The 19,750-nt window shown below is 57.6% G+C and carries 16 protein-coding genes and 2 pseudogenes; 13 read left to right on the forward strand and 5 right to left on the reverse strand.

The features are described from left to right. The first annotated feature begins 239 nt into the window (after nucleotides 1–239). Nucleotides 240–1,064 carry a hypothetical protein gene (locus ACE2AA_RS00395; RefSeq protein ID WP_395370573.1) on the forward strand — a complete coding sequence of 275 codons (825 nt, stop codon included), beginning with the start codon at nucleotides 240–242 and terminating at the stop codon, nucleotides 1,062–1,064. 20 nt (nucleotides 1,065–1,084) lie between these two features. Here the strand turns inward: ACE2AA_RS00395 and ACE2AA_RS00400 are convergent, their stop codons facing one another. Beyond that, nucleotides 1,085–2,023, reverse strand: a complete 939-nt coding sequence (locus ACE2AA_RS00400; protein ID WP_395370574.1) for a tyrosine-type recombinase/integrase — start codon at nucleotides 2,021–2,023, stop codon at nucleotides 1,085–1,087. An 848-nt stretch (nucleotides 2,024–2,871) separates the two neighbouring features. Between ACE2AA_RS00400 and ACE2AA_RS00405 the strand changes: the two genes are divergently transcribed. Both ACE2AA_RS00405 and ACE2AA_RS00410 read left to right on the forward strand, forming a co-directional pair. Then, nucleotides 2,872–5,280, forward strand: a complete 2,409-nt coding sequence (locus ACE2AA_RS00405) for a recombinase (protein WP_395370576.1) — start codon at nucleotides 2,872–2,874, stop codon at nucleotides 5,278–5,280. A gap of 235 nt (nucleotides 5,281–5,515) precedes the next feature. Next, nucleotides 5,516–6,301, forward strand: a complete 786-nt coding sequence (locus ACE2AA_RS00410) for a siderophore-interacting protein (RefSeq protein ID WP_395370577.1) — start codon at nucleotides 5,516–5,518, stop codon at nucleotides 6,299–6,301. A 97-nt stretch (nucleotides 6,302–6,398) separates the two neighbouring features. Here the strand turns inward: ACE2AA_RS00410 and ACE2AA_RS00415 are convergent, their stop codons facing one another. Then, nucleotides 6,399–7,292, reverse strand: coding sequence for a LysR substrate-binding domain-containing protein (locus ACE2AA_RS00415; protein WP_395370578.1), 894 nt, complete (start codon nucleotides 7,290–7,292; stop codon nucleotides 6,399–6,401). A 92-nt stretch (nucleotides 7,293–7,384) separates the two neighbouring features. On the opposite strand from ACE2AA_RS00415, the pseudogene ACE2AA_RS00420 reads away from it, so the two are divergent. The 6 genes and pseudogenes from ACE2AA_RS00420 to ACE2AA_RS00445 form a co-directional block, all read left to right on the forward strand. Beyond that, nucleotides 7,385–7,645 (forward strand): annotated as a pseudogene (locus ACE2AA_RS00420) (UbiD family decarboxylase); the annotation flags it as partial. Between the two features lie 48 nt (nucleotides 7,646–7,693). Continuing rightward, nucleotides 7,694–8,865 (forward strand): annotated as a pseudogene (locus ACE2AA_RS00425) (UbiD family decarboxylase). 99 nt (nucleotides 8,866–8,964) lie between these two features. Further along, nucleotides 8,965–9,555 carry a UbiX family flavin prenyltransferase gene (locus tag ACE2AA_RS00430; RefSeq protein WP_395370580.1) on the forward strand — a complete coding sequence of 197 codons (591 nt, stop codon included), beginning with the start codon at nucleotides 8,965–8,967 and terminating at the stop codon, nucleotides 9,553–9,555. A 10-nt stretch (nucleotides 9,556–9,565) separates the two neighbouring features. Continuing rightward, the gene (locus tag ACE2AA_RS00435; RefSeq protein ID WP_395370581.1) at nucleotides 9,566–10,186 is read left to right on the forward strand and encodes a DUF554 domain-containing protein; all 621 of its coding nucleotides are present in this window, start codon (nucleotides 9,566–9,568) and stop codon (nucleotides 10,184–10,186) included. Next, the gene (locus ACE2AA_RS00440; RefSeq protein ID WP_395370583.1) at nucleotides 10,183–10,608 is read left to right on the forward strand and encodes a hypothetical protein; all 426 of its coding nucleotides are present in this window, start codon (nucleotides 10,183–10,185) and stop codon (nucleotides 10,606–10,608) included. Before ACE2AA_RS00435 ends, ACE2AA_RS00440 begins: the two co-directional genes overlap by 4 nt. A 241-nt stretch (nucleotides 10,609–10,849) precedes the next feature. Continuing rightward, nucleotides 10,850–12,538 carry a tannase/feruloyl esterase family alpha/beta hydrolase gene (locus ACE2AA_RS00445; RefSeq protein WP_395370585.1) on the forward strand — a complete coding sequence of 563 codons (1,689 nt, stop codon included), beginning with the start codon at nucleotides 10,850–10,852 and terminating at the stop codon, nucleotides 12,536–12,538. A 64-nt stretch (nucleotides 12,539–12,602) separates the two neighbouring features. Here ACE2AA_RS00445 and ACE2AA_RS00450 read toward each other — a convergent pair whose 3' ends face one another. Further along, complete coding sequence (locus ACE2AA_RS00450) at nucleotides 12,603–12,977, reverse strand: VOC family protein (protein ID WP_395370586.1); 375 nt, start codon at nucleotides 12,975–12,977, stop codon at nucleotides 12,603–12,605. A gap of 688 nt (nucleotides 12,978–13,665) precedes the next feature. Between ACE2AA_RS00450 and ACE2AA_RS00455 the strand changes: the two genes are divergently transcribed. The 3 genes from ACE2AA_RS00455 (at nucleotide 13,666) to ACE2AA_RS00465 (ending at nucleotide 16,115) form a co-directional block, all read left to right on the forward strand. Beyond that, nucleotides 13,666–14,340, forward strand: a complete 675-nt coding sequence (locus ACE2AA_RS00455; protein ID WP_395370588.1) for a TetR family transcriptional regulator — start codon at nucleotides 13,666–13,668, stop codon at nucleotides 14,338–14,340. Nucleotides 14,341–14,535: 195 nt separating this feature from the next. Beyond that, on the forward strand, nucleotides 14,536–15,219 hold the full coding sequence (locus ACE2AA_RS00460; protein WP_395370589.1) for an O-methyltransferase: 684 nt from the start codon (nucleotides 14,536–14,538) through the stop codon (nucleotides 15,217–15,219). Between the two features lie 32 nt (nucleotides 15,220–15,251). Continuing rightward, nucleotides 15,252–16,115, forward strand: a complete 864-nt coding sequence (locus ACE2AA_RS00465; RefSeq protein WP_395370591.1) for an SDR family oxidoreductase — start codon at nucleotides 15,252–15,254, stop codon at nucleotides 16,113–16,115. Between the two features lie 178 nt (nucleotides 16,116–16,293). On the opposite strand, the gene ACE2AA_RS00470 is transcribed toward ACE2AA_RS00465, so the two are convergent. Continuing rightward, nucleotides 16,294–17,208 carry an SDR family oxidoreductase gene (locus ACE2AA_RS00470; RefSeq protein WP_395370593.1) on the reverse strand — a complete coding sequence of 305 codons (915 nt, stop codon included), beginning with the start codon at nucleotides 17,206–17,208 and terminating at the stop codon, nucleotides 16,294–16,296. A gap of 220 nt (nucleotides 17,209–17,428) precedes the next feature. Here ACE2AA_RS00470 and ACE2AA_RS00475 point away from each other — a divergent pair, with 220 nt between their 5' ends. Next, nucleotides 17,429–18,325, forward strand: coding sequence for an AraC family transcriptional regulator N-terminal domain-containing protein (locus ACE2AA_RS00475; protein ID WP_395370595.1), 897 nt, complete (start codon nucleotides 17,429–17,431; stop codon nucleotides 18,323–18,325). A 458-nt stretch (nucleotides 18,326–18,783) separates the two neighbouring features. On the opposite strand, the gene ACE2AA_RS00480 is transcribed toward ACE2AA_RS00475, so the two are convergent. Further along, nucleotides 18,784–19,749: a quinone oxidoreductase family protein gene (locus ACE2AA_RS00480; protein WP_395370596.1), complete on the reverse strand. Its 966-nt coding sequence runs from the start codon at nucleotides 19,747–19,749 to the stop codon at nucleotides 18,784–18,786. Nucleotide 19,750 lies beyond the last annotated feature (1 nt).

Here is a 19,750-nt window from a genome sequence, read left to right on the forward strand (position 1 = left end):
GCGAATTTCTCCACCCCAAAGGCGTGGGCAGGCGTATGGAAGAGTATGGGAATTGGGTGTTAAATCCGGATCGGCAGGAGACGCACTGTTCGTGATGAAAGAGGCGAAAAGTAATAATGGAATGTGGAATTGTTCGGGATGTCGACTGACTAGAGTGAAAAACGCGCCATCAGATAGGCTATGAACATCACAAACGTGGCATTTTTAATGATGCAACTATAAATAAGGCATAAAATTCCATGGATAAAAATATTGATATATGTGTAAGGGATTTATACTTAAGGACACCTCGGATTTTTGGGCAATATTCTGTGTTGGTTGCCGCGCATCTTCAAGGGTCTCCTGCACTTGAATTCGCTATGCCACTGATAACTGCCATCCAAATGGGGAAAGACCTATCGTCTTATGTGTCTCCGATGGCAGGAGCAAAGAAAGCTTTTAAAAAGGGTGAAAAAAGAGGTGATTGGAACTCTTATAAGAAAATGATGGATTTAATAAGAAACAAATGGAATATATATCATCTTCATATACAAGGTGGTTCTGTACTTGTTTTTATTTATTTTTGTCAAATTTCTCATTCGGCATATATAATAGATATATTTAGCCACGGTCGTGATTGGAAGATAGAGCGACATCTAATTGAGATAATTGTCAAAAATTGGCCTGATTCTGGCATGGTTCGTAGTATTGGATATGGGAATTCAAGTCTTACGGAAGAAGACCTTCTGAAAATTCGTAAGCAGGGCGTGAATATGCCGGTTGAAGTTGATGGTAATTTGTACTTGCCTATGCTGGGGGCGTTAATGATGGATGGTTCAAGCTATGATGGGCACGTACCCTTGGTGCATGTGGCAAAGAGAATAAGAACAGATTCAATGGAAAGTGATAAAATTGATAGTTCTAGAATGATTATGACGGGAGTTGACCCAAATGATCCACGTTCACCTATGCAAGTCGCGGCACAGGAGGCTGCAAGATTTGCAGTAAAACGACGACGAGCCTTTTTTGAAGGTCAAATTCGATATTCCGTAAAGAACATTATTTCAAATAATAGAGATAGCTAACAATATAAATTTTCATTTGATCAAATTCCCTTCTCTAAAGAAAAAGAGATAGCACTTGCTACGGCATTGGCAGTCTCTCTAATGGGATCGGTTTTAAGGTGAGTATACCGCGCGGTGGTCTGCACCTGGGTATGCCCCAGTAGCCGCCCTATCATGGTCAGGTCCGCGCCAAGCTGGAGCGCGTCCGATGCGAAGGAATGGCGCAGGTCATGGATGCGTAGCGTATCCAGCCCGGCCCGCGCGCGCAGCCGCCGCCACGGTTTCTGGATATCGGTCAGATACTGACCGTCCACTTTCCCGGTTATGACATAGGGGTTGCCGTCAATCCGGGGGATGCCCGCCAGCACGTCCAGCGCCGCCTTGCCGACGGGCACGATTTTGGCTCCGGTCTTGGAATCCGGCAGACGCAGGACGCCCGTGCGGGCGTCCACAAACTTCCATTTCAGCATCTGGATTTCCCCAAGGCGGCAACCGGTGAGCAGCAGCAGGCGGATGCAGGTTGCGGCTTCCGGCTCACCGTCCGCCTCGCGCAGCACCTTGCCCAGCCGTGCCAGTTCATCGGGTGTCAGGTAACGCTCCCGCTTCACTTCCTTATATCGTTTGACCTTCCAGCATGGATTGATCCCGTCTGTCCGCACGCCCCATGTGTCGGCCAGGGTGAACATGATCGACAGCACGCCCAGCACTCGATTAGCCTGATAGGGTGTCTCTTTCAATCCCTGGTGCAGTTCGACGACATCGGCGCGGGTCACGTCGATGATCTTGAGCGTTCCCAGCTTTGGGGTGATGAACAGGTCCACGCAGCGGCCATATTCGTACTGGGTCGAGGGTTTGCAGTGCGAGGCGACATGCTCGTCGAGGAACCGTTTGCCGAATTCCTTCATGGTCGCGGCGGAGCGCAGGTGGTCGCGCTGTGCGCCGGGATCGCTGCCCAGCCGCACATCGGACAGATGCTTCATGGCCTCGGTGCGGGCCTGATCCGGTGTGATCGGGCCATGCGGGCCGATATTGACCCGGCGGATGCGCCCGCCCGTGCGGAACTAGGCGAGGTAGATTTTCCGACCCGAGGGATGGACCCTCAGACCGAAGCCTCGAAGCTCGTCATCCCAGAGGAAATACTCCTTGCCGGTCCTGGCGGCAGCCTCGACGGAACGTTTCGTGATCTTGACCATGGGACATCCTCCCCGGGTTGGAATCACTGGAATCAAATAGGAATCATTTGGGAGTGAAATCAGGCGATTCCAGTCGTGGGAGAGTGTAGCAGGGGTCGAGTATAAACCTAAGAAAAACCGCTATTTATCGTAGAGAAATCGGCTCTGTGCGGTAATTGTGCCAGTATTAGACTGGAACTCATAACCTGAAGGTCATAGGTTCAAATCCTATCCACGAAACCAAGCATAAGTCCTTGATCAGACATAAAAAACCCGCCCTCACACGGCGGTTTTTTTGTGCCCGGAATACACCGCAGGATGCACATAGGATGCAAATGGGAGCGAATTCACGCGTAGATACGGCTGATTTCACGTGTGCGTGAGTATTTTCACAGACCTTCCCGGCGGCGATGACGTCGCGGCTACTGGTGTTCGAAGCGACCGACATGATTCTCCTGGCAGGCTGTCCAGCAGGAACCAAAAAAATCAGATCGCATATCAAGGAAAACTGCGGGTGACAGCGATCAGAAAAGTGCGGCCCGCTATTTTGTTCGTGCAAAACACAACATCTGGTGCCATTGTCCCATCGCAACCACAACATGAGCGAAATGGCACCGAAGATGGGACCACGCTCGCCCGAACGATGGAGCCGGTGCATGGACGGAGATTTTTCGCTGTTTACGGGCGGGCAGGGCGGACGCGAAGCTGTTCGCAATCCGTTTGAAGAGGCTTTCGGAACCCGTCCGGTCCCCGCACGTCCACTGGATCGCGGTATGGGAGAGGCGGTCGGTCGTCGGACCGTGTTCCGGCCTTCCGACCGCGAAGATTTTGGGCGCGTGGCTGATCGTGTGGCCGCAGGCAATGCCGGGCTGCTGGCTACGGTCGGTGATGCGGAGATCATGCAGCTTCGTAACGCCATCGCCACAGGGGCGCTGCTCACATCGGGCCGCCATCTGCAGCATGGCGACAGCACGCAGCCAGACCGCAACATGGAGATGTTCACCAACTGCGCGACGGCCATCTGCTCTTTTGCGAAATTCTACCTGCTGCTCAATGGCTCCGGCGTCGGGCGAGCCTATGACGACGAACTCTGCGTGGTGGACTGGGGGCAGGCCCCGGATCTGAAATTCGTCCTGTCGCCTGACCATCCGGACTACCCGCATGATCGCGCCAGCCTGTTGCGGTTCGGCCTTGAGATGCAGATCCTGCCCTGGGGCACGGCGCTGGAAGCCTTCGATGCGGAGACGGAGGCACAGGTCCGTGCCTTTCTGGAAAGAACTGTGCTCGCCCGTGCTCCCGAAGGCGATGATCTCATCCATATGATTGAGGATAGCCGAGAAGGATGGGGCAAGGCGGTCGAGACCATTGAGGCGATGGCCTTCCGTGGCGAACGCAGCTGCACGCTGGTGCTGGATTTCAGCGCCATCCGCTGCGCGGGCAGTCCAATTGCAGGCATGCAGGGGCGGCCAGCTTCGGGACCGGTCTCGTTGCTGCGCGGGCTGCTCAATGTGCGAGAGCATGTGATTGAGGCCGCGCGCGCAGGCGACATGCCGCTATGGGAACAGGCGCTACGGGTGGATCATTATCTGTCCGTCGAGGTGCAGGTTGGGGGTGCCCGTCGGGCCGCACGCATGGCGACCAAATCATGGCGGGATGCGGATGTGCTGCGCTTCATTCGCGCCAAGGAAGAAGGCGGGTTATGGACCGCCAACCACTCCGTCATGGTGGACGCCGAATTCTGGGATTACGTGAACGATCCGGCAAAGACCGGCTCGTTGGCCGACCATGCCCGCACGGTGTTTGCCGAGGCCACGCGGTGCGCGTGGATCAATGGCGAGCCCGGTTTTATCAACGGTGACCGGCTGGAAGATAATCGAACCGGCAGCGCACGGTTCAAACAGGTGCATGCGGATGGGCGGGATTTCCGCTCGCATCGTTATCAGGCCAGCGAGGGGGCGGCCCTGCTGGCGGATCTGGCGCAGCGGGCCACCTCCGCGCATTTCCCGGTCACGACCAACCCGTGTGGCGAGATCACGCTGCACGTCACGGGTGGTTATTGTGTGATTGGTGATTTCGCTCCGCTGCTGGCCTGCCCCGTGGCGCCGGAGGATGTGACGCCCGGTCAGGTGCCGACTGAGACGGCGGCAATATGGGATGCCCGCGTGCGGGACTCCGTACGGCTGGGCGTGCGCTTCCTGCTGCGTGCCAACCGCATGGACGCGTTGTATGGCGAGGAGGTGCGGCGGACCAACCGTATCGGCATCGGCCCGACCGGCCTGCATGAGTGGGCATGGGTGCGCTTTGGTCTCGACTTCCGTGACCTGCTGGATGAGGAACGTGCTGCTCCCTTCTGGAACGCGGTGCGGGAACTCTCCACCATCGCCAAAAGCGAGGCAGATGCCTATGCGCACGAGACCGGCACCGCCCGACCGGTTACGGTCACAACCGTCAAGCCCGCGGGCACCACATCCAAGCTGTTCGGTCTGACTGAAGGTGCGCATCTGCCCGCACGGCGGCAGTATCTTCGCTGGGTGCAGTTCAAGGGCGTGCGACGCGAGGACGGCACATGGGAGGCAGGGACCGATCCGCTGCTGCCCACCTATGAGCGCAAGGGCTACCCCGTGCGTTCGCTGCGCAGCTTTCCGGGCATGAGTATTGTGGGCTTTCCGACCGTGCCGCTTATCCAGCGTCTCGGCATGGGCGAGCGTGTGGTGACAGCACCCGAAGCCTCGCCGGAGGAGCAGTATCGCTGGCTGGAACTGCTGGAGAAATACTGGATCGGGGCGGAGCAGGGCAATCAGGTGTCTTACACGCTCAAGGTCTATACCGACCGGCATAGTCTGGACAGTTTCCGCGCCATGGTGGCTGCCAACCAGCCGCATGTGCGCTGCTGCGCCGTGCTGCCGAGCCGCCCGGATTCCGGTCTTGGTTATGAATACCTGCCGGAAGAGGAAGTGTCGGCAGGCAAATTCGCTGCCATCACCGCCATGATTCAGGATGACGAGGTGCGCGAAGTGGTGGACTGGGCGCATCTTCAATGTGCCAGTGGCGTCTGTCCGATCTGAAGATGCTGTGGTCAGGCATTTGGAATAGGAGGATAACAGGAGGATACTGAGAAACCCGTTGACAGACTCTGCCTCCGAAGGCTTTGATCTACACAGCTAGTGCGGTCTTCGCTGATCGTACTTTCGTATGCGTTAACGTGAAACAACGCACAGAAACTGACAGCAAAATGCTGGCAGCCTGTGCGTCTGTGTATCCACAGTCACCGGTCTGTCGGCACGACAAGGATACACAGTCATGAAACTCTTCCAGTCCTTTTTAAATCGGGGTGATGGTCCCGAGATCCGACGTGTAAGGCACGAACTTGTCAGACGCAGTCTTGAGGTCCGCGCCATTGAGCGCCTGACTCCGCACATGATCCGCATCACGCTGGGCGGACCCGAACTGGCCGGTTTCACCAGTCCAGCGCCGGATGATCACATCAAGATCTTCATTCCCGGTCTGGACGGCACACCAACCCGCCGTGATTACACGCCGCGCCGCTATGACCCGCAGAACGGTACGCTGCTTCTGGATTTCGTCAATCATCATGGTGGACCAGCGGCTGCGTGGGCAAGGGCCGCCAGACCGGGAGATCGGCTGGAAATCGGCGGTCCACGTGGATCGCAGATCATTGCCGGACCGATTGACCAGTGGCTTCTGATTGGCGATGAAACGGCGTTACCCGCGATCGGGCGTCGCGTGGAGGAACTGCCAGCCGACACGCCTGTCACAACGCTCGTGGCTGTGCCGGGACCAGAAGATGAGCAGGTCTTCGCCACGGTCGCGCGCCATGCTGCCCACTGGGTTTATCGCTCCATGGATCAGGCGGATGACGCTGCGGGTATTCTTGCTGTTCTGAAAAATCTGGAAATTCCGGACCGTACTTTTGTCTGGGTCGGCGCTGAGGCCCGCGTGGCGAAGGCTGTGCGTCAGTATCTTCTGGATGAGCGCAGGATTCCGGCCCCATGGATCAAGGCATCCGGCTACTGGGTGAAGGGACAGGCCGATGCTTTCGTCAGGGATGTCGGAGGCGTGCGCTGAACGAGATGAAGATGACTGGTTATTTATGCTTTTCAGTAATGAGGTGATTCGAGTGATCTAATTTAGCGATGTCCGGTTCACAGATTATGGAGGTATTTCAGGAAAGCTCGATGAACTTCTGTAATGCTGGCGAGATCTGCTCTCTGTTCCACAATAGAAACAGGGTTGATTCTGCGTCAGGTTCACTCAGGGGGAGGGCGCTCAGACCGGCAGGCAGAAGTGCTGTCACACTCTCGGCAACGATTGACAGGCCAAAACCTGCGTGAACCATTCCGAAAATGCTGCCGATATTGGTAACTTTCCATGATGGCTCAAAGGAGAGGCCGTTTTTTTCGGCTATTTGTTGCACAATACGTGCGATGCCGACTTCGTCCGGATCCTGAAAACCAATCAGGGGAGTGGCATGGATTGCCCGTATGGAAAGGTCGGTTCGGGATGCAAGGGGATGGTTTTCCGGAAGTAGAACAAATAGCTTTTCCGTTATGTATCGTCGTGTGCTGCAGATGGAAGGAACAGTTTCAAGATCTCGTACCAAAGCAACATCGATGTCCTTTTTTGTGACAGCAGTGACAAGATCCGAGATGGATTTTTCAGCCAACGTGATCTGCACCTCAGGGAAGTGCTGTTTCATTCTCTGTAGATGGTCGGGGAAAATCCGTCCCGCCAGGGCCGATCCGACATGACCCAGAACAAGCTGGCCCATCTCACCACGGGCAATGCTTCGCACCCCGTCGATCAGGTTGTGATGGCTCTTTAGGAGGTGCTGTGCCGCCTCCCGGCAGGCATGGCCAGCACTGGTCAGGTCAATGCCCCGCTTGCGACGATGGAACAACTGGGCACCAAGAGCCTCTTCCAGAGCCTTGATCTGCTGGCTGAGCGCGAGCTGTGCGATGTCGAGCTTTTCAGCCGCACGAGCGACGTGGAGGGTTTCGCACACAGTGAGAAAGACAGCCAGCCGGCGTAGAGAAACAGACGTTAGATGTTCATCCATAATATTTGACTTATCAATAATGCCGCATGGTGAATATGGAACATATAATGGTGGCCGGATAGCCTTCCTTTTGCGACAGGAAGGACAATGTCATGGACAGGACGGATCACACAGCCAACCCACCGGTCATCGACCTACGCTCCGCTCTGGTTAGACTTGAGCAGTCCCCAGATGAACTGATTTCAACAGACCATGAGATCGACCCCCGCTCCGAACTGGCGGGTGTTTATAAACGTGTCGGGGCTGGGGGTACCGTCATGCGTCCGACCAGAACCGGTCCGGCGATGATGTTCGAGAATGTGAAAGGCTACCCCGATGCACGGGTACTGGTTGGCCTTATGGCAAAACGTGAGCGCGTGGCCTTACTGCTTGACAGCAGACCCGAAGAGCTTGGGCGGCGGATGGGCGAGGCGGTCCTTAACGGGATTGCTCCGGTCGTCCTCAAGGGACAGTCCGCTCCCTGTCAGGAACAGGTCTTTCGGGCTGATGACCCGCACTTTGACCTGCGTAAGCTTCTCCCGGCCCCAACCAATACGGAACAGGATGCTGGTCCCTATTTCTGCCTCGGCCTGCTACTGGGTAGTGATCCGGATAACGGCCATACAGACGTGACCATCCATCGTCTGTGCGTGCAGGGGCGCGATGAACTCTCTGTCTTTTTCGTGCCAAGGCGGAAGAGCGGGGCGAGGTGCTGCCTATCACCATCAATATGGGACTGGACCCTGCCATCCCGATCGGGGCGTGTTTCAAGGCCCCCACCACACCTCTGGGCTTTGATGAACTGACCGTAGCTGGCGGGCTGCGTGGTAGAGCGGTTGAACTCATAGATGCTGTGACGGTGAAAGAACGTTCCATCGCCCGGGCCGAAATCGTGAGTGAAGGCGAGATCCTGCCGGGACGTCGGATACGGGAGGATGTCAACACCAATACGGGCCATGCGATGCCCGAATTTCCCGGTTATAACGGTCCTGCCAATCCAGCCCTGCCGGTGATCAAGGTCAAAGCCGTGACCATGCGGAAGAACGCTATTTTGCAGACATTGGTCGGGTCGGGTGAAGAGCATGTGAATCTGGCAGGCATTCCAACAGAAGCCAGTATTTTCAACGCCTGTGACAAGGCGCTGCCGGGGTTTGTGAAAAATGTTTATGCGCATAGCGCGGGTGGAGGAAAGCTGCTGGCGATCCTTCAGGTCTGCCAGCGTAGTGCGGGCGATGCGGGTAAGGCGCGTCAGGCCGCGCTGATTGCGCTGGCAGTTTATCGCGAACTCAAGAACGTCATCATCGTGGATGATGATGTCGATCTGTTCGATAGTAACGATGTGCTCTGGGCCATGCAGACCCGGTATCAGGGCAATGTGGATACCATGTTTCTGCCCGGGGTGACGGGCCATGTGCTCGATCCCTCGCAGGTGCCGGATTACGATCCCTCAATCCCTGCAAAAGGCGTGTCGTGTAAGACGATCTTTGACTGCACCTATCCATGGAAACTGAAAGAGCATTTTGTGCGTGCGCAGTTCCGCGAAGTCGATCCGCATCCGTTCGCACCTTCGATCTTTCCCAAAGCGGGCATGTAATCCCGCAGGAACCTGTCTGCCGATCCGTCATCCCGCGCAGGCAGACAGGCTCTGTACTTCTGCCGTCATCAGGAAACATCTTCAGAACGGGAGCTTTCAATGACCCGAAAACGGATTGTCGTCGGTATTACGGGGGCATCGGGCTTCCAGTATGGAGTTGATGTCTTGCGTCTATTACGGGAAGCGGAGATCGAGACGCATCTCGTCATGTCCCGTGGTGCGCAACTGACGCGTGAGCATGAAACAGATCTGTCGGCTGAGGACGTGTACGCCCTTGCCACCCATATCCACTCACCAGGCGCGCTAGGCGCGCCCATTTCAAGTGGGTCTTTTCGTACCGAAGGCATGATTATCGCCCCGTGCTCCATGCATATGCTTGGTGCAATTGCATCGGGAGTGACGGGTAATCTTGTCACGCGCGCGGCCGATGTCGCGCTCAAGGAAAGGCGGCGTCTGGTGCTGATGACGCGTGAGGCGCAACTTCATCTGGGTCATCTGCGTAACATGCTGGCCGTGACCGAATATGGCGGTATCATTTTCCCGCCGGTTCCCACCATTTACGCGGCGCCGCGCACAAGTGCCGATATTATCCGCCATAGTGCCGCGCGCGCCCTGTCCCTGCTGGGTGTGGAAGTGCCTGACATGCCCCGCTGGGGCGAAACACTGTCTGCCGTCTCAGCGGAAAAATAGGAAAACAGCCATGCTGATCGGCTCATATACAGATGCCGGCGTAGTGCTGGCAGGCGGAATTCTCGGCGCGGCCCTGAGCGGGCATATTCCACAACGCCTGAAAGATGGTCTGCCTATGATGTTTGGTCTGGCATCCATGGGAATGGGTGTTTCGCTGATTGTCCATGGCCATGCCGTTGCCGTAATGGTCTTATCCCTGCTGCTTGGTGTCATCATAGGGGAAAGTTGCGCTTTGGAGACTCATCTGGGCGCGGTTTCCACATGGGGGAACCGCTTGATGGGACGCTTTGTGCCTATGCCTGCAGATCTGATGCCAGAGGTATTTCTCGAACGTTTCGTTGCCCTTACCGTTCTCTTCTGCGCAAGCGGAACTGGCATATCTGGTGCCATCCATGAAGGTATGACGGGAGATCCCTCCATCCTGCTGGCCCTTGCGACAGGTGCGACTTATCTTGCCCCGCTGACAACCCCGTTAATGAATGACAATTTTGCAGCCGTAGGGGGTGTGCTGATGCTGGCAACTGGCTTCCGGATATGCGGCATTGTCAAATTCCCGGTTGGTAACATGCTGCCCGCACTGGTGCTGGCCATGCCCATGACCACCATATGGCTAAGGTTTGTCGGACCATGACCATATTTACCCCCCGGATTGATGCCCTGGTAGCAGAATTCCATGTCATGTCTCTGGCGGTTTGCGCCGGGCATCAGCACTGGGCAGCGCCTATATTCTATGTTTTTGACCTACCACGCGCACGCCTGCTGTTTGTGACAGACCCTTCGACCCGCCACGGCATTCTGCTGGGGCAGGCAGGGCGAGGGGTAGCAACAGTCAGTGGTCAGGACAGCTCCATTCCTCTCCTGCGTGGATTGCAGATGGAGGGGCCTGTGCGGAGGCTGGGCATTGAGGACCGGGAACTGGCAGCAAATCTTTATATGGCCCGGTTTTCTATTCCAGCCCATCTTCAGCCTGTCTACTGGGCGTTTACGCCGCTTTACATCAAGGCAACCGATAACAGGAACGGATTTGGCTACAAGGAAGAATGGGGGGAATAACGGGTTGCCAAGTGTTCTGAATAGTTAGCTTTATTACAAATCCATACATTCTGTTCGACGCGCCATCGCGTGAATCCGGTTAATGAACCGCATCGAACGATTGACTGAACGGGGCATCTTACCTGCGATGAAAAGAATACTTCTAAAGCTGACCGCCTTTTTGTGGATTGTGGGACCGGGGATCTGCCTCATCTCTGTGCTCTCGAACCTGGCACAAGCCGCAGATATTGTCAGTCTGCCGGTGGTAAGACCCATCCTGTCATGTGAAGCGCTGGGCAATGTCGATCTGACACATGCCGTCGGGGCCGAGGTTCACGGTCAGAAGGCTACCCTGCTCCAGACCCCAAAGGGTAAATTCTGCAAGGTCACGGGCCAGATCGCGCCAACCATTTCCTTTGAAGTCGATCTGCCCATGGAGCACTGGACCCAGCGTTTCCTGCTCGGTGGTTGCGGTGGTCTGTGCGGGATGACCCATGTAGGCGTCAGCAATGCAGGGGCGTGCGTCCCGGCGCTGAATGGCGAATTTGTCATGGTGGGTGACGATATGGGGCATACCGGTTCCATGATGGGGCTGGCACAAGGCGAATTTGGCAGGAACCCGCAAAAACGTATCGATTTCGCCTATCGCGCCAACCATGTCACCGCTCTGGCGGCCAAGGCCCTGACGGCGGCCTTCTACGGCCAGGCCCCGAAATATTCCTACTTTGTAGGATGTTCCGATGGCGGGCGTGAAGCCCTGATGGAGGCGCAGCGCTACCCCGAGGATTTTGACGGGATTTCCGCAGGGGCTCCGGCTGCGCTGTTTACCGTGCAGAACTCCTTTTACCATGCGTGGAACGTGCGCGGGAAGCAGCGTGCCGATGGCACCAATATCCTGCTGCAAAGCCGCGTTGGTGTTCTGCATGACGCCGTCATCCGCCATTGCGATACGCTATCGGGTGTAAGGGACGGTATTCTTGAAGACCCTCGCGCCTGCAGTTTCGACCCCGCATGGGTTCAGTGCCCGGCAGGCCAGAGAGACACATCGCATTGTCTGACAACGGATGAAACGCAGGCGGCGCTACGGCTTTACAAGGGGGCTACGGACGGGGAAGGGCATCCCTACATCATCGGTGGTCCATTGCCGGGATCGGAACTGCAATGGGCGCTGCCAGCCACAGCACGAGCTGAGTCCATGAGCCAGGGCATTGCGGCCTCCGCCATTGCTTACGTCATTCCGCCTGAGGTGGATGAAAAAGCGGCTGATCTGGCCCGCTTCCACTTTGATGACACATCCTTCGCCCACATGACCGAACTGGCGCCGCTGTATAATGCCGAGAACACGAACCTCCACCCGTTTCACAAGCGTGGCGGTCGCCTTATCTTGTGGCACGGGCTGGCAGACCAGTCGATCTCGCCCCTGAACACCATCGCGTATTATCAGGGCGTGCAGCGGGAAATGGGCGTGGAGCAGACTGACAGTTTCCTGAAATTCTATCTGCTGCCCGGTGTGGGACATTGTGGAAACGGTGAGGGCTTCCCGCAGGTCGATTTTCTGTCCCCGCTCATGGCTTGGACGGAATCTGGCATTGCGCCCAACGCTATTCGTACGGAAAAGACAGCCCAGGGTGATGGGCCGATGGGACCGCCGCCCGGAGGGCACGGCAAGCCGCCGGCTGGTGGCCAGATCCACATGGCCCCCATGCCCAACCAGCCTTACGCCCGGCCGGATGCGGCAGCGATCGCCAGCCGCCCGGTTTATCCCTATCCCTACATTGCGCAGTATGTCGGGGCAGGGGATGTGAATGATGCAGGGAATTACCGTCCCGTAAAGTCACCCGTCTCCCTGCCCGTGACGTTTGCAAGCCATGCCTCGTCGCTGATCGGACCGGATAATCAGAAGCAGTATGGCGTCCGGGACGGAAAGCTTGCCGTAGAAGACACGAAGTAACCGGAACAGTTTGCCACCCGGCGTCAGATGCCGGGTGGCGTGAGGCAGGCGACAGGCGCGATAGTCACGCCGGTTCCTGTGCACTGACCTCGATCAGCAGGTCGTCACCTGCGGGGTGATAGAACAGGGTCCAGCGGTCACGCCCACGCGTCATGACTTCCACCGGTCCCGGCAGATAGCCGTCGACGCACAAACTGGCATGTCGGGCACGCACCTCCTGCGGATCATCGAGAATGAACCCGATATGGAAATTGCGCGGGTAGGGCTGGGGTGTTTTGCTCATGTCCATCAGGATCAGCGTCATGCCATCCGTGCCCGTAAGCTGGGCAAAAGCGTGCTGTCCGCGTGTTTCTTCAAGAACAAACCCGAAGTGTTTTTCAAGCAGGGAAGACAGTGCCAGCACATTGCTGGTGCAGAGGTTGATATGGTTCAGCTTCATCCGAAAAGCCCTGTATCATGCGTTGCAGGCGGACCTGTGAACGGGTGATCCATCCTGTTCCCCTTGAGGACAGGACGCGCGACAGCCGTCACATCATGGCGTCTGAACCATGTGATCCGGCCGCGGGATCTGCTCTGGCAGGAGAGCATGATCAGAACCATGTTCAGGGCGTCGGGCTTACCAAACCGACATACGTCTTTTTCGGCGCTCTCTTTTTGCCAGACTGCGTTCTGGCCGTAAAGCCGGAGGCTGGAGCAAAGACGTGGGCCGCTTTCAGGTTTGTATGTGTGCCTTGGCTGGAAAACGGTATAATATTTTTTGGAAAGCTGGAGATCACAGGTGGCGCTGGACCGCCATATGGAAAGCACGCACCTGATGACATGTGAGCAAGGCTCGGGCGGTTCTCCTGTCTCCCTGCTTGTCGCGGCCATTACGCTCTCGCCAGCGTTTGACACACGTCCGGTCAGGGACGGGTCTTGCCCAGATTGGACCTGGCCGCCCGGATCGACCAGTTGTGTGGGAGTATGTCGGTAACGCGAGCGTCTAGTTGGGACGAGTAGAGACGCTACTGGCTGGAACCAGGTTTTCCTGCGGTCTGATGCAGGGAGTTGGCCGACTGGCTCTGCTTGCGCGGGACTGGAAACACGATTAATTCGTCACATTGCTTGTTCGCGTTTTACGGAGTGGCATGACCGATCGTCCCAAGCCTCGAATTTCGGCCCGAAAACAGCCCAAGCAAACCCGCTCCGCCGGGCTTGTGGCAACCATTCTGGAAGCCGCAACACTGGTGCTGGCGGAGGAAGGTGCCACCCGCTTTACGACAGCGCGCGTTGCCGAGAAGGCGGGCGTAAGCGTTGGTTCACTATATCAGTATTTTCCCAACAAGGCAGCGATCCTGTTCCGGCTCCAGGCCGACGAATGGCGGCGAACGACAGGAATGCTGCGCGATATCCTTGAAGATGAGCGTCATCCGCCCCTGGAGCGTTTGCGCGCGGTGACTCATGCCTTCATACAGTCCGAATGCGAAGAGGCGGCTGTTCGCGTGGCGCTGGGCGATGCGGCTCCTCTTTATCGGGATGCGCCCGAGGCCTCTGAAGCACGGGAATCCGGCGACCGGATCATGCTGCGTTTCATGCAGGAGATTCTCCCGGACGCGCCCGACCGAACGCGTGAACTGGCGGCTGATCTGATCACGATGACCTTCAGCGCGGTCGGCAAGGAATTTTCCGGGACTGCCCGGACAATCGCGGAAATCGATGCCTATGCGGACGCCATGGCCGACATGTTCTGCGCCTGGCTTGTGAAGATCTCGGCCGACTATGCGGTTCGGACAGTCACGGCACAGGCTGACCGAGAACGGTAACTGCTCTGCCTCCCATGTGGGAAATGCGAACCCGCTCGATGAGCCCGGCGGTGCGCTCCCAATATTTCTGATGAAAAACACTGAGTATTTCAAAGCCGTTCTGTGGGCGGCGCAATGCGAATAGTGGAGGTGACGGATTCGTCGTATTTTTGTGGGGCGCACGGAAAGCGCGAAACCTAGTGCGGAGATCACCCCATGACCGCCCCCGTGACCCTCGAAAAGACCTCGACGCTGACCAGCGCGCTTGTTGCGTCTTTACTGGATCGCCTGTTTGCTGAGGCAGACGCCGCAACAAGCCCTGCCGTCTCGGAATTGCCCCGTGAGGAATTGCAGCGCCTTGCCGGAAATCGGACCGACTATCGGAAATTCTATGGTCTCGCAAAAGACCTGTGGCTCCCTGTTTCGCGTGAGACGGGTACGCTGCTTTACATGCTGGCACGCGCCAACTGGGCGAAAGGCATTGTTGAGTTCGGAACGTCCTTCGGTCTCTCCACCATCCATCTCGCCGCCGCGCTGCGCGACAATGGCGGTGGCAGGCTGATTACCACCGAGTTTGAATCCTCCAAGATTGCCCGCGCCCGGCATCATCTTGAAGAAGCGGGTCTGGCCGATCTTGTGGAGTTCCGCGAGGGCGACGCCCTGCAGACGCTGGCGACCGGTCTCCCCGAGAGCATCGATCTCGTACTGCTTGACGGCGCCAAGCCGCTCTATCCTGATATTCTTGATCTTCTGGAGGACAGGCTGCAGACCGGCGCGCTGATCGTCGCGGATAATGCCGATCACAGCCCTGCGTATCTGGCGCGCGTTCGCTCTCCTGCCGCCGGGTATCTCTCCGTACCGTTCGCCGGGGATGTCGAACTGTCCGTAAGGCTTGGCTGAACATAATTCCAATATCTGAAGAGGACGGAACCATGCATGTCTTCGTAACAGGGGCCACCGGCTGGGTCGGTTCCGCCGTGGTTCAGGACCTGATCGGTGCCGGGCATCAGGTGACCGGTCTGGCCCGGAATGATGAAAAGGCGGCTCGCCTGGCCGCATCCGGTGCGACGGTCTTACGCGCCACGCTCGATGATCTGGACGCACTGAAAAACGCCGCCTCGGAAGCGGATGCGGTCATTCATACGGCGTTCAACCATGATTTCTCGAAATTCCCCGAAAGTGCGGCGCAGGATCAGCGTGTGATTGAGGCGTTGGGCAGTGCGCTGGAAGGATCGAAGCACCCGCTACTTGTCACGTCCGGTCTGTCGGGCCTGCCTGCCGGCGCAACGGAGGCGGATCTGCCTGATCCGGCCTCTCCGCGCAGATCTGAGGTGGCCGCGTGGGCGCTGAAGGAACGCGGTGTCCGTGTTGCCACGGTGCGGCTCGCGCCGTCAGTACACGGCATCGGCGATCACGGGTTCATTCCGATCGCCATTCGCCTGGCGCGCGAAAAGGGGGTGTCAGCCTATATCGATGACGGCCAGAACAAATGGTCCGGCGTCTATCGACTGGACGCGACAAAAGTTTATCGGCTTGCGCTCGAACAGGGCGTGACTGAGGCCGTCTATCATGCGGTCGCCGATGAAGCCGTACCGTTCAGGGACATTGCCAGCATCATTGGTCGTCGGCTCGGCTTGCCGGCCGAGCCGAGAGAACGGGAGCATTTTGGCTGGTTCGCCACCATGGCGGGCGGGAACATGGCGGCTTCCAGTGCGCGAACGCGTGCGCTTCTCGGCTGGAACCCCACAGGCCCTTCACTGCTCGCCGATCTCGAACAGCCGGCTTACTACGCCTGACGTCCATCAAGCGGGCCGCGTGCCTCCGATACCGGCGCAACCTGGAACCGTACGAACGGTATTGACTTCAGCAACCTGTTCTACGGACTCAAATATGAAATCCCCCGCGATCTTGGCCATGGGCAGGAGGCGCAATCGTCAACGTCTCCAGTGTGTTTGCCGATTGTGGTGGCCCTGATTACCCGAATTGCACATGGGTAAGCTGTTCGGAGATATCCCACAGGCGGGCAGCAGCCTGCCGGTCGAGTGCGGCGGGAGGTATTTTGGCGGCGGTGGGATACCCCCGCGTCTCGTTCAGTTTATCGGGGCCATAATAGCAGCCGCCTTTTGCCTCCGATGACGTCGCGGCGAAAAGTGTCGGGAGTGCGCCCTGGGCGGCTGGCTGGAAGAGAAACCACAATATCCGCCGCGCAAGGCCCAATATGCTCGAAGCCCCAGCCCCGTTCGGAAGCAGATCGGTACGCGAAATGCCGGGATGGGCTGCGATGCTGGTGATCCCCCAGTTTCCCGCTTCGCTGCGACGCTGAAGTTCTAACGCAAACATCAGGCAAGCCAGCTTGGACTCGCTGTAAACCGTCATGGGCTTATAATTACGTGTTGTCTGCAGATCATCAAACGTGATCCGACCGTCACGCGCTGCAATGCTGGAGAGTGTTACAACGCGCGGATGGTTCCCCTTGCGAAGCAGGGGCAGCAGATGCGCGGTGAGGGCGAAATGTCCAAGATAATTGGTTCCGAACTGCAGTTCGAAACCATCTGAGGTCACTTTGCGTGTGGGGGGCATCATCACGCCAGCATTGTTGATAAGCACGTCGAGATGGTCGTGTTGGCTACGCAGACGTTCGCCAAACGCGGCAATTGACGCAAGATCAGCCAGATCAAGAGCCTCAAAGCTGATGGCTGCCTTGGGGGCCTCTCTTTTTATCCGTGCGACGGCGTCCGAGCCCTTGGCTGGATTTCGTCCGGCGAGAATGACCGTTGCGCCAGCATGTGCGAGCGCCAGCGCATCCTCAAACCCAAGGCCGCCAGTCCCGGTCACGACGAATGAACGGCCATGTATGTCTGGAATGTCTGATGTCGTCCATTTTCTCATATTCGGTTCCTGTAAAAGCAACAAATTCTCTTTGGGAAGTGATGGTCGATAGTCCGATGACGCTCGCCATTGGTCTCGGCAGATGCTCGATATTTAGCTGTGCCTGTCGGGAGGACGAATGCCCGAACTGCCAAATTTCTTGCCCGATCCTGCAATGGTCTGGCTCAGGCCATGCGCAGTGTGTAGATTGGAGCCGTTGGAATTTTGGCCGGAGCAAGGCATGTCTTCATCTCTCGCCAGAGCTGTAACCTGCTATCTGGACGCGCAGGGTTGTGGCGCGAATGGGCTTTGCACGACGTCGTTCGACGGTCTGAATATCATCAGACTGAGCGAAAAGACGCCGCCGAGTGGCATGGTCTACAAACCGTCGCTCTGCATCACCCTTCAGGGTGCGAAGGCGGTAGAGTTTGGCGATGCCATTTTCGAGTATGGGGCGATGGCGTTCCTGCTGGTCAGCATCGAAATACCCGCTCTTGGCCGCGTGACGGAAGCAAGCCCTGAGTGTCCCTATATCGGCATCACCCTGGATCTGGACGCAGGTATCCTGCGTGAGGTCATGTCGGAACTCGCTCAGCCGCCTGTTCCGTCGAATGATCAGGGTATCGGGGTCTTCGTCGCCGACCTGTCTGAAGATCTGGCGGATTGCATCCGACGACTTGTACGACTGCTCGATAATCCTGCGGCGCCCCCGATCCTCTGGCCTGCGATCATGCGGGAAATCTGTTTCTGGCTGTTAACAGGGCCTCATGCGGGCGAGGTCTGTAAACTCGTCCTGCCCGACAGTCACATGCAACGGGTTGCAGAGGCCATTCATCTGCTGCGCGCCAACTTTACGAAGCCGGTAAGGATTGAGCATCTTGCCGCCGTTGCACGCATGAGCCTCTCGTCCTTCCATCAGCATTTCAAGACACTGACGTCCATGACGCCGCTCCAGTATCAAAAACAGTTGCGACTGCTTGAGGCGCGCCGCCTGATGGTATCAGAGGACGTCAACGTCTCGCACGCGGCGTTTGAAGTTGGTTACGAAAGCCCGTCGCAGTTCAGTCGGGACTATGTCCGCAGGTTCGGGACCGTACCCAAACGCGACGTGATGGAACTTCGGTCCTTTATCATCTGATCATGCAGGATCGTGTGTGAGGCTCTGTCCACCGGATAAATTTGGCAGACAGACAGCAGACGCCTTTATTCAAAACATTACGTCCCTCAGAGACATTTTCGTCAAGCCAACGTTGACGGGCGAATTCTGGCCCATTCTTATAGTCGGGCCAGATATCTACCGTGCTGTGATGATTGGCCGATCTGCAGGACATTCGTCACCGTGGCGAGCATGATTTTCGGACGCAGCCTTCTTATGCGACCCTCGGCAAAAGGCCATCGATTATCATACGCCTTTTCCCAAAAAAGGTGCGGGAGATAAGGAAGATGTTACCCCGCTACGAGTAGGATAATCTTTTCGTTTCAACGAAGTTTAAACACCATTTTCCCAAGTTTTTCGTGGCGACAGACGAGGAGGGGCCGGAACTGATCAGGAGCGCTCTACTCCGCATCCCTGAATAATCCCGGCTTCTCCACTTTTTACGGGATCAGCAGGAGCTTTCCGGTCGTCTTGCGGCTTTCCATGTCGGCATGGGCGCGGGCGGCGTCGGCCAGCGGGTAGGTGCCGCCAATGTGGACCTTCAGCCTGCCTTCAGTGATCCAGTTGAAGAGCTGCGCCGAATGGGCACGGAGCAGATCCGGCGTATGAACGTGGTCCATGAAAACCGCGTAGCCGATCTTGATGCTCTTCGGGATGCTGGTGATCTCGATCGGGCCGGGGCCGCCAAGCACCGGACCGAACCAGCACAGCGTGCCGGACCGGCGCAGGGCATCGAGCGATGCCTTCCACGTCACGGGACCTGTGCCGTCATAGGCGACATGCACGCCTTCGCCGTCGGCCAGGCGCACGACTTCTTCGGCGAAATGGCCGCCAGCCTCCACGATGACATGATCGGCACCGGCCTGACGCGCGATCTCAACCTTCTCCTGCGCGGACACCCGGCCGATGACCTTGCCGCCCCGGATCTTGATGATCTGCGTCAGCAGCAGGCCAAGCCCGCCCGCTGCCGCGTGGACGAGGGCAAACTCGCCCGGCTGGACGGGGTAGAAATCCGTCGCGAAATGGCTGGCCGTCAGGCCCTGCATCATGACGGATGCGGCTGTCCGGTCGTCAATCGCATCGGGAACGGGCACAAGGGCCGCCGCCGAAACGATGGCGCGACTGGCATAGCTTCCGGGAGAATAGACCCAGGCCACGCGCTCGCCCGGCCGGAAATCCTCGACACCTTCGCCAACGGACAGGACGCGGCCCGCGCCCTCGACGCCGAGGATCTTCGGATCGGCTTCCGTCCAGAACATTCCGCGCCGGACGCCGGTATCCATGAAGTTTACGCCGGCTGCGGCCACATCGACCAGAACCTCGCCGGGACCCGGCACCGGGGCGGGCCTTTCGACCAGTTCGAGAACGTCGGGGCCACCGGGTTCGCGCATGACGATAGCGTGCATG

This window comes from Komagataeibacter diospyri, from assembly GCF_043995075.1.
Lineage (GTDB): Bacteria > Pseudomonadota > Alphaproteobacteria > Acetobacterales > Acetobacteraceae > Komagataeibacter > Komagataeibacter diospyri.

Coding starts and splice junctions, on each gene's coding strand:
- ACE2AA_RS00395 (WP_395370573.1), top strand. CDS start 240: ATGGATAAAAATATTGATATATGTGTAAGGGATTTATACTTAAGGACA.
- ACE2AA_RS00400 (WP_395370574.1), bottom strand. CDS start 2,023: ATGAAGCATCTGTCCGATGTGCGGCTGGGCAGCGATCCCGGCGCACAG.
- ACE2AA_RS00405 (WP_395370576.1), top strand. CDS start 2,872: ATGGACGGAGATTTTTCGCTGTTTACGGGCGGGCAGGGCGGACGCGAA.
- ACE2AA_RS00410 (WP_395370577.1), top strand. CDS start 5,516: ATGAAACTCTTCCAGTCCTTTTTAAATCGGGGTGATGGTCCCGAGATC.
- ACE2AA_RS00415 (WP_395370578.1), bottom strand. CDS start 7,292: ATGGATGAACATCTAACGTCTGTTTCTCTACGCCGGCTGGCTGTCTTT.
- ACE2AA_RS00430 (WP_395370580.1), top strand. CDS start 8,965: ATGACCCGAAAACGGATTGTCGTCGGTATTACGGGGGCATCGGGCTTC.
- ACE2AA_RS00435 (WP_395370581.1), top strand. CDS start 9,566: ATGCTGATCGGCTCATATACAGATGCCGGCGTAGTGCTGGCAGGCGGA.
- ACE2AA_RS00440 (WP_395370583.1), top strand. CDS start 10,183: ATGACCATATTTACCCCCCGGATTGATGCCCTGGTAGCAGAATTCCAT.
- ACE2AA_RS00450 (WP_395370586.1), bottom strand. CDS start 12,977: ATGAAGCTGAACCATATCAACCTCTGCACCAGCAATGTGCTGGCACTG.
- ACE2AA_RS00455 (WP_395370588.1), top strand. CDS start 13,666: ATGACCGATCGTCCCAAGCCTCGAATTTCGGCCCGAAAACAGCCCAAG.
- ACE2AA_RS00460 (WP_395370589.1), top strand. CDS start 14,536: ATGACCGCCCCCGTGACCCTCGAAAAGACCTCGACGCTGACCAGCGCG.
- ACE2AA_RS00465 (WP_395370591.1), top strand. CDS start 15,252: ATGCATGTCTTCGTAACAGGGGCCACCGGCTGGGTCGGTTCCGCCGTG.
- ACE2AA_RS00470 (WP_395370593.1), bottom strand. CDS start 17,208: ATGAGAAAATGGACGACATCAGACATTCCAGACATACATGGCCGTTCA.
- ACE2AA_RS00475 (WP_395370595.1), top strand. CDS start 17,429: ATGTCTTCATCTCTCGCCAGAGCTGTAACCTGCTATCTGGACGCGCAG.
- ACE2AA_RS00480 (WP_395370596.1), bottom strand. CDS start 19,749: ATGCACGCTATCGTCATGCGCGAACCCGGTGGCCCCGACGTTCTCGAA.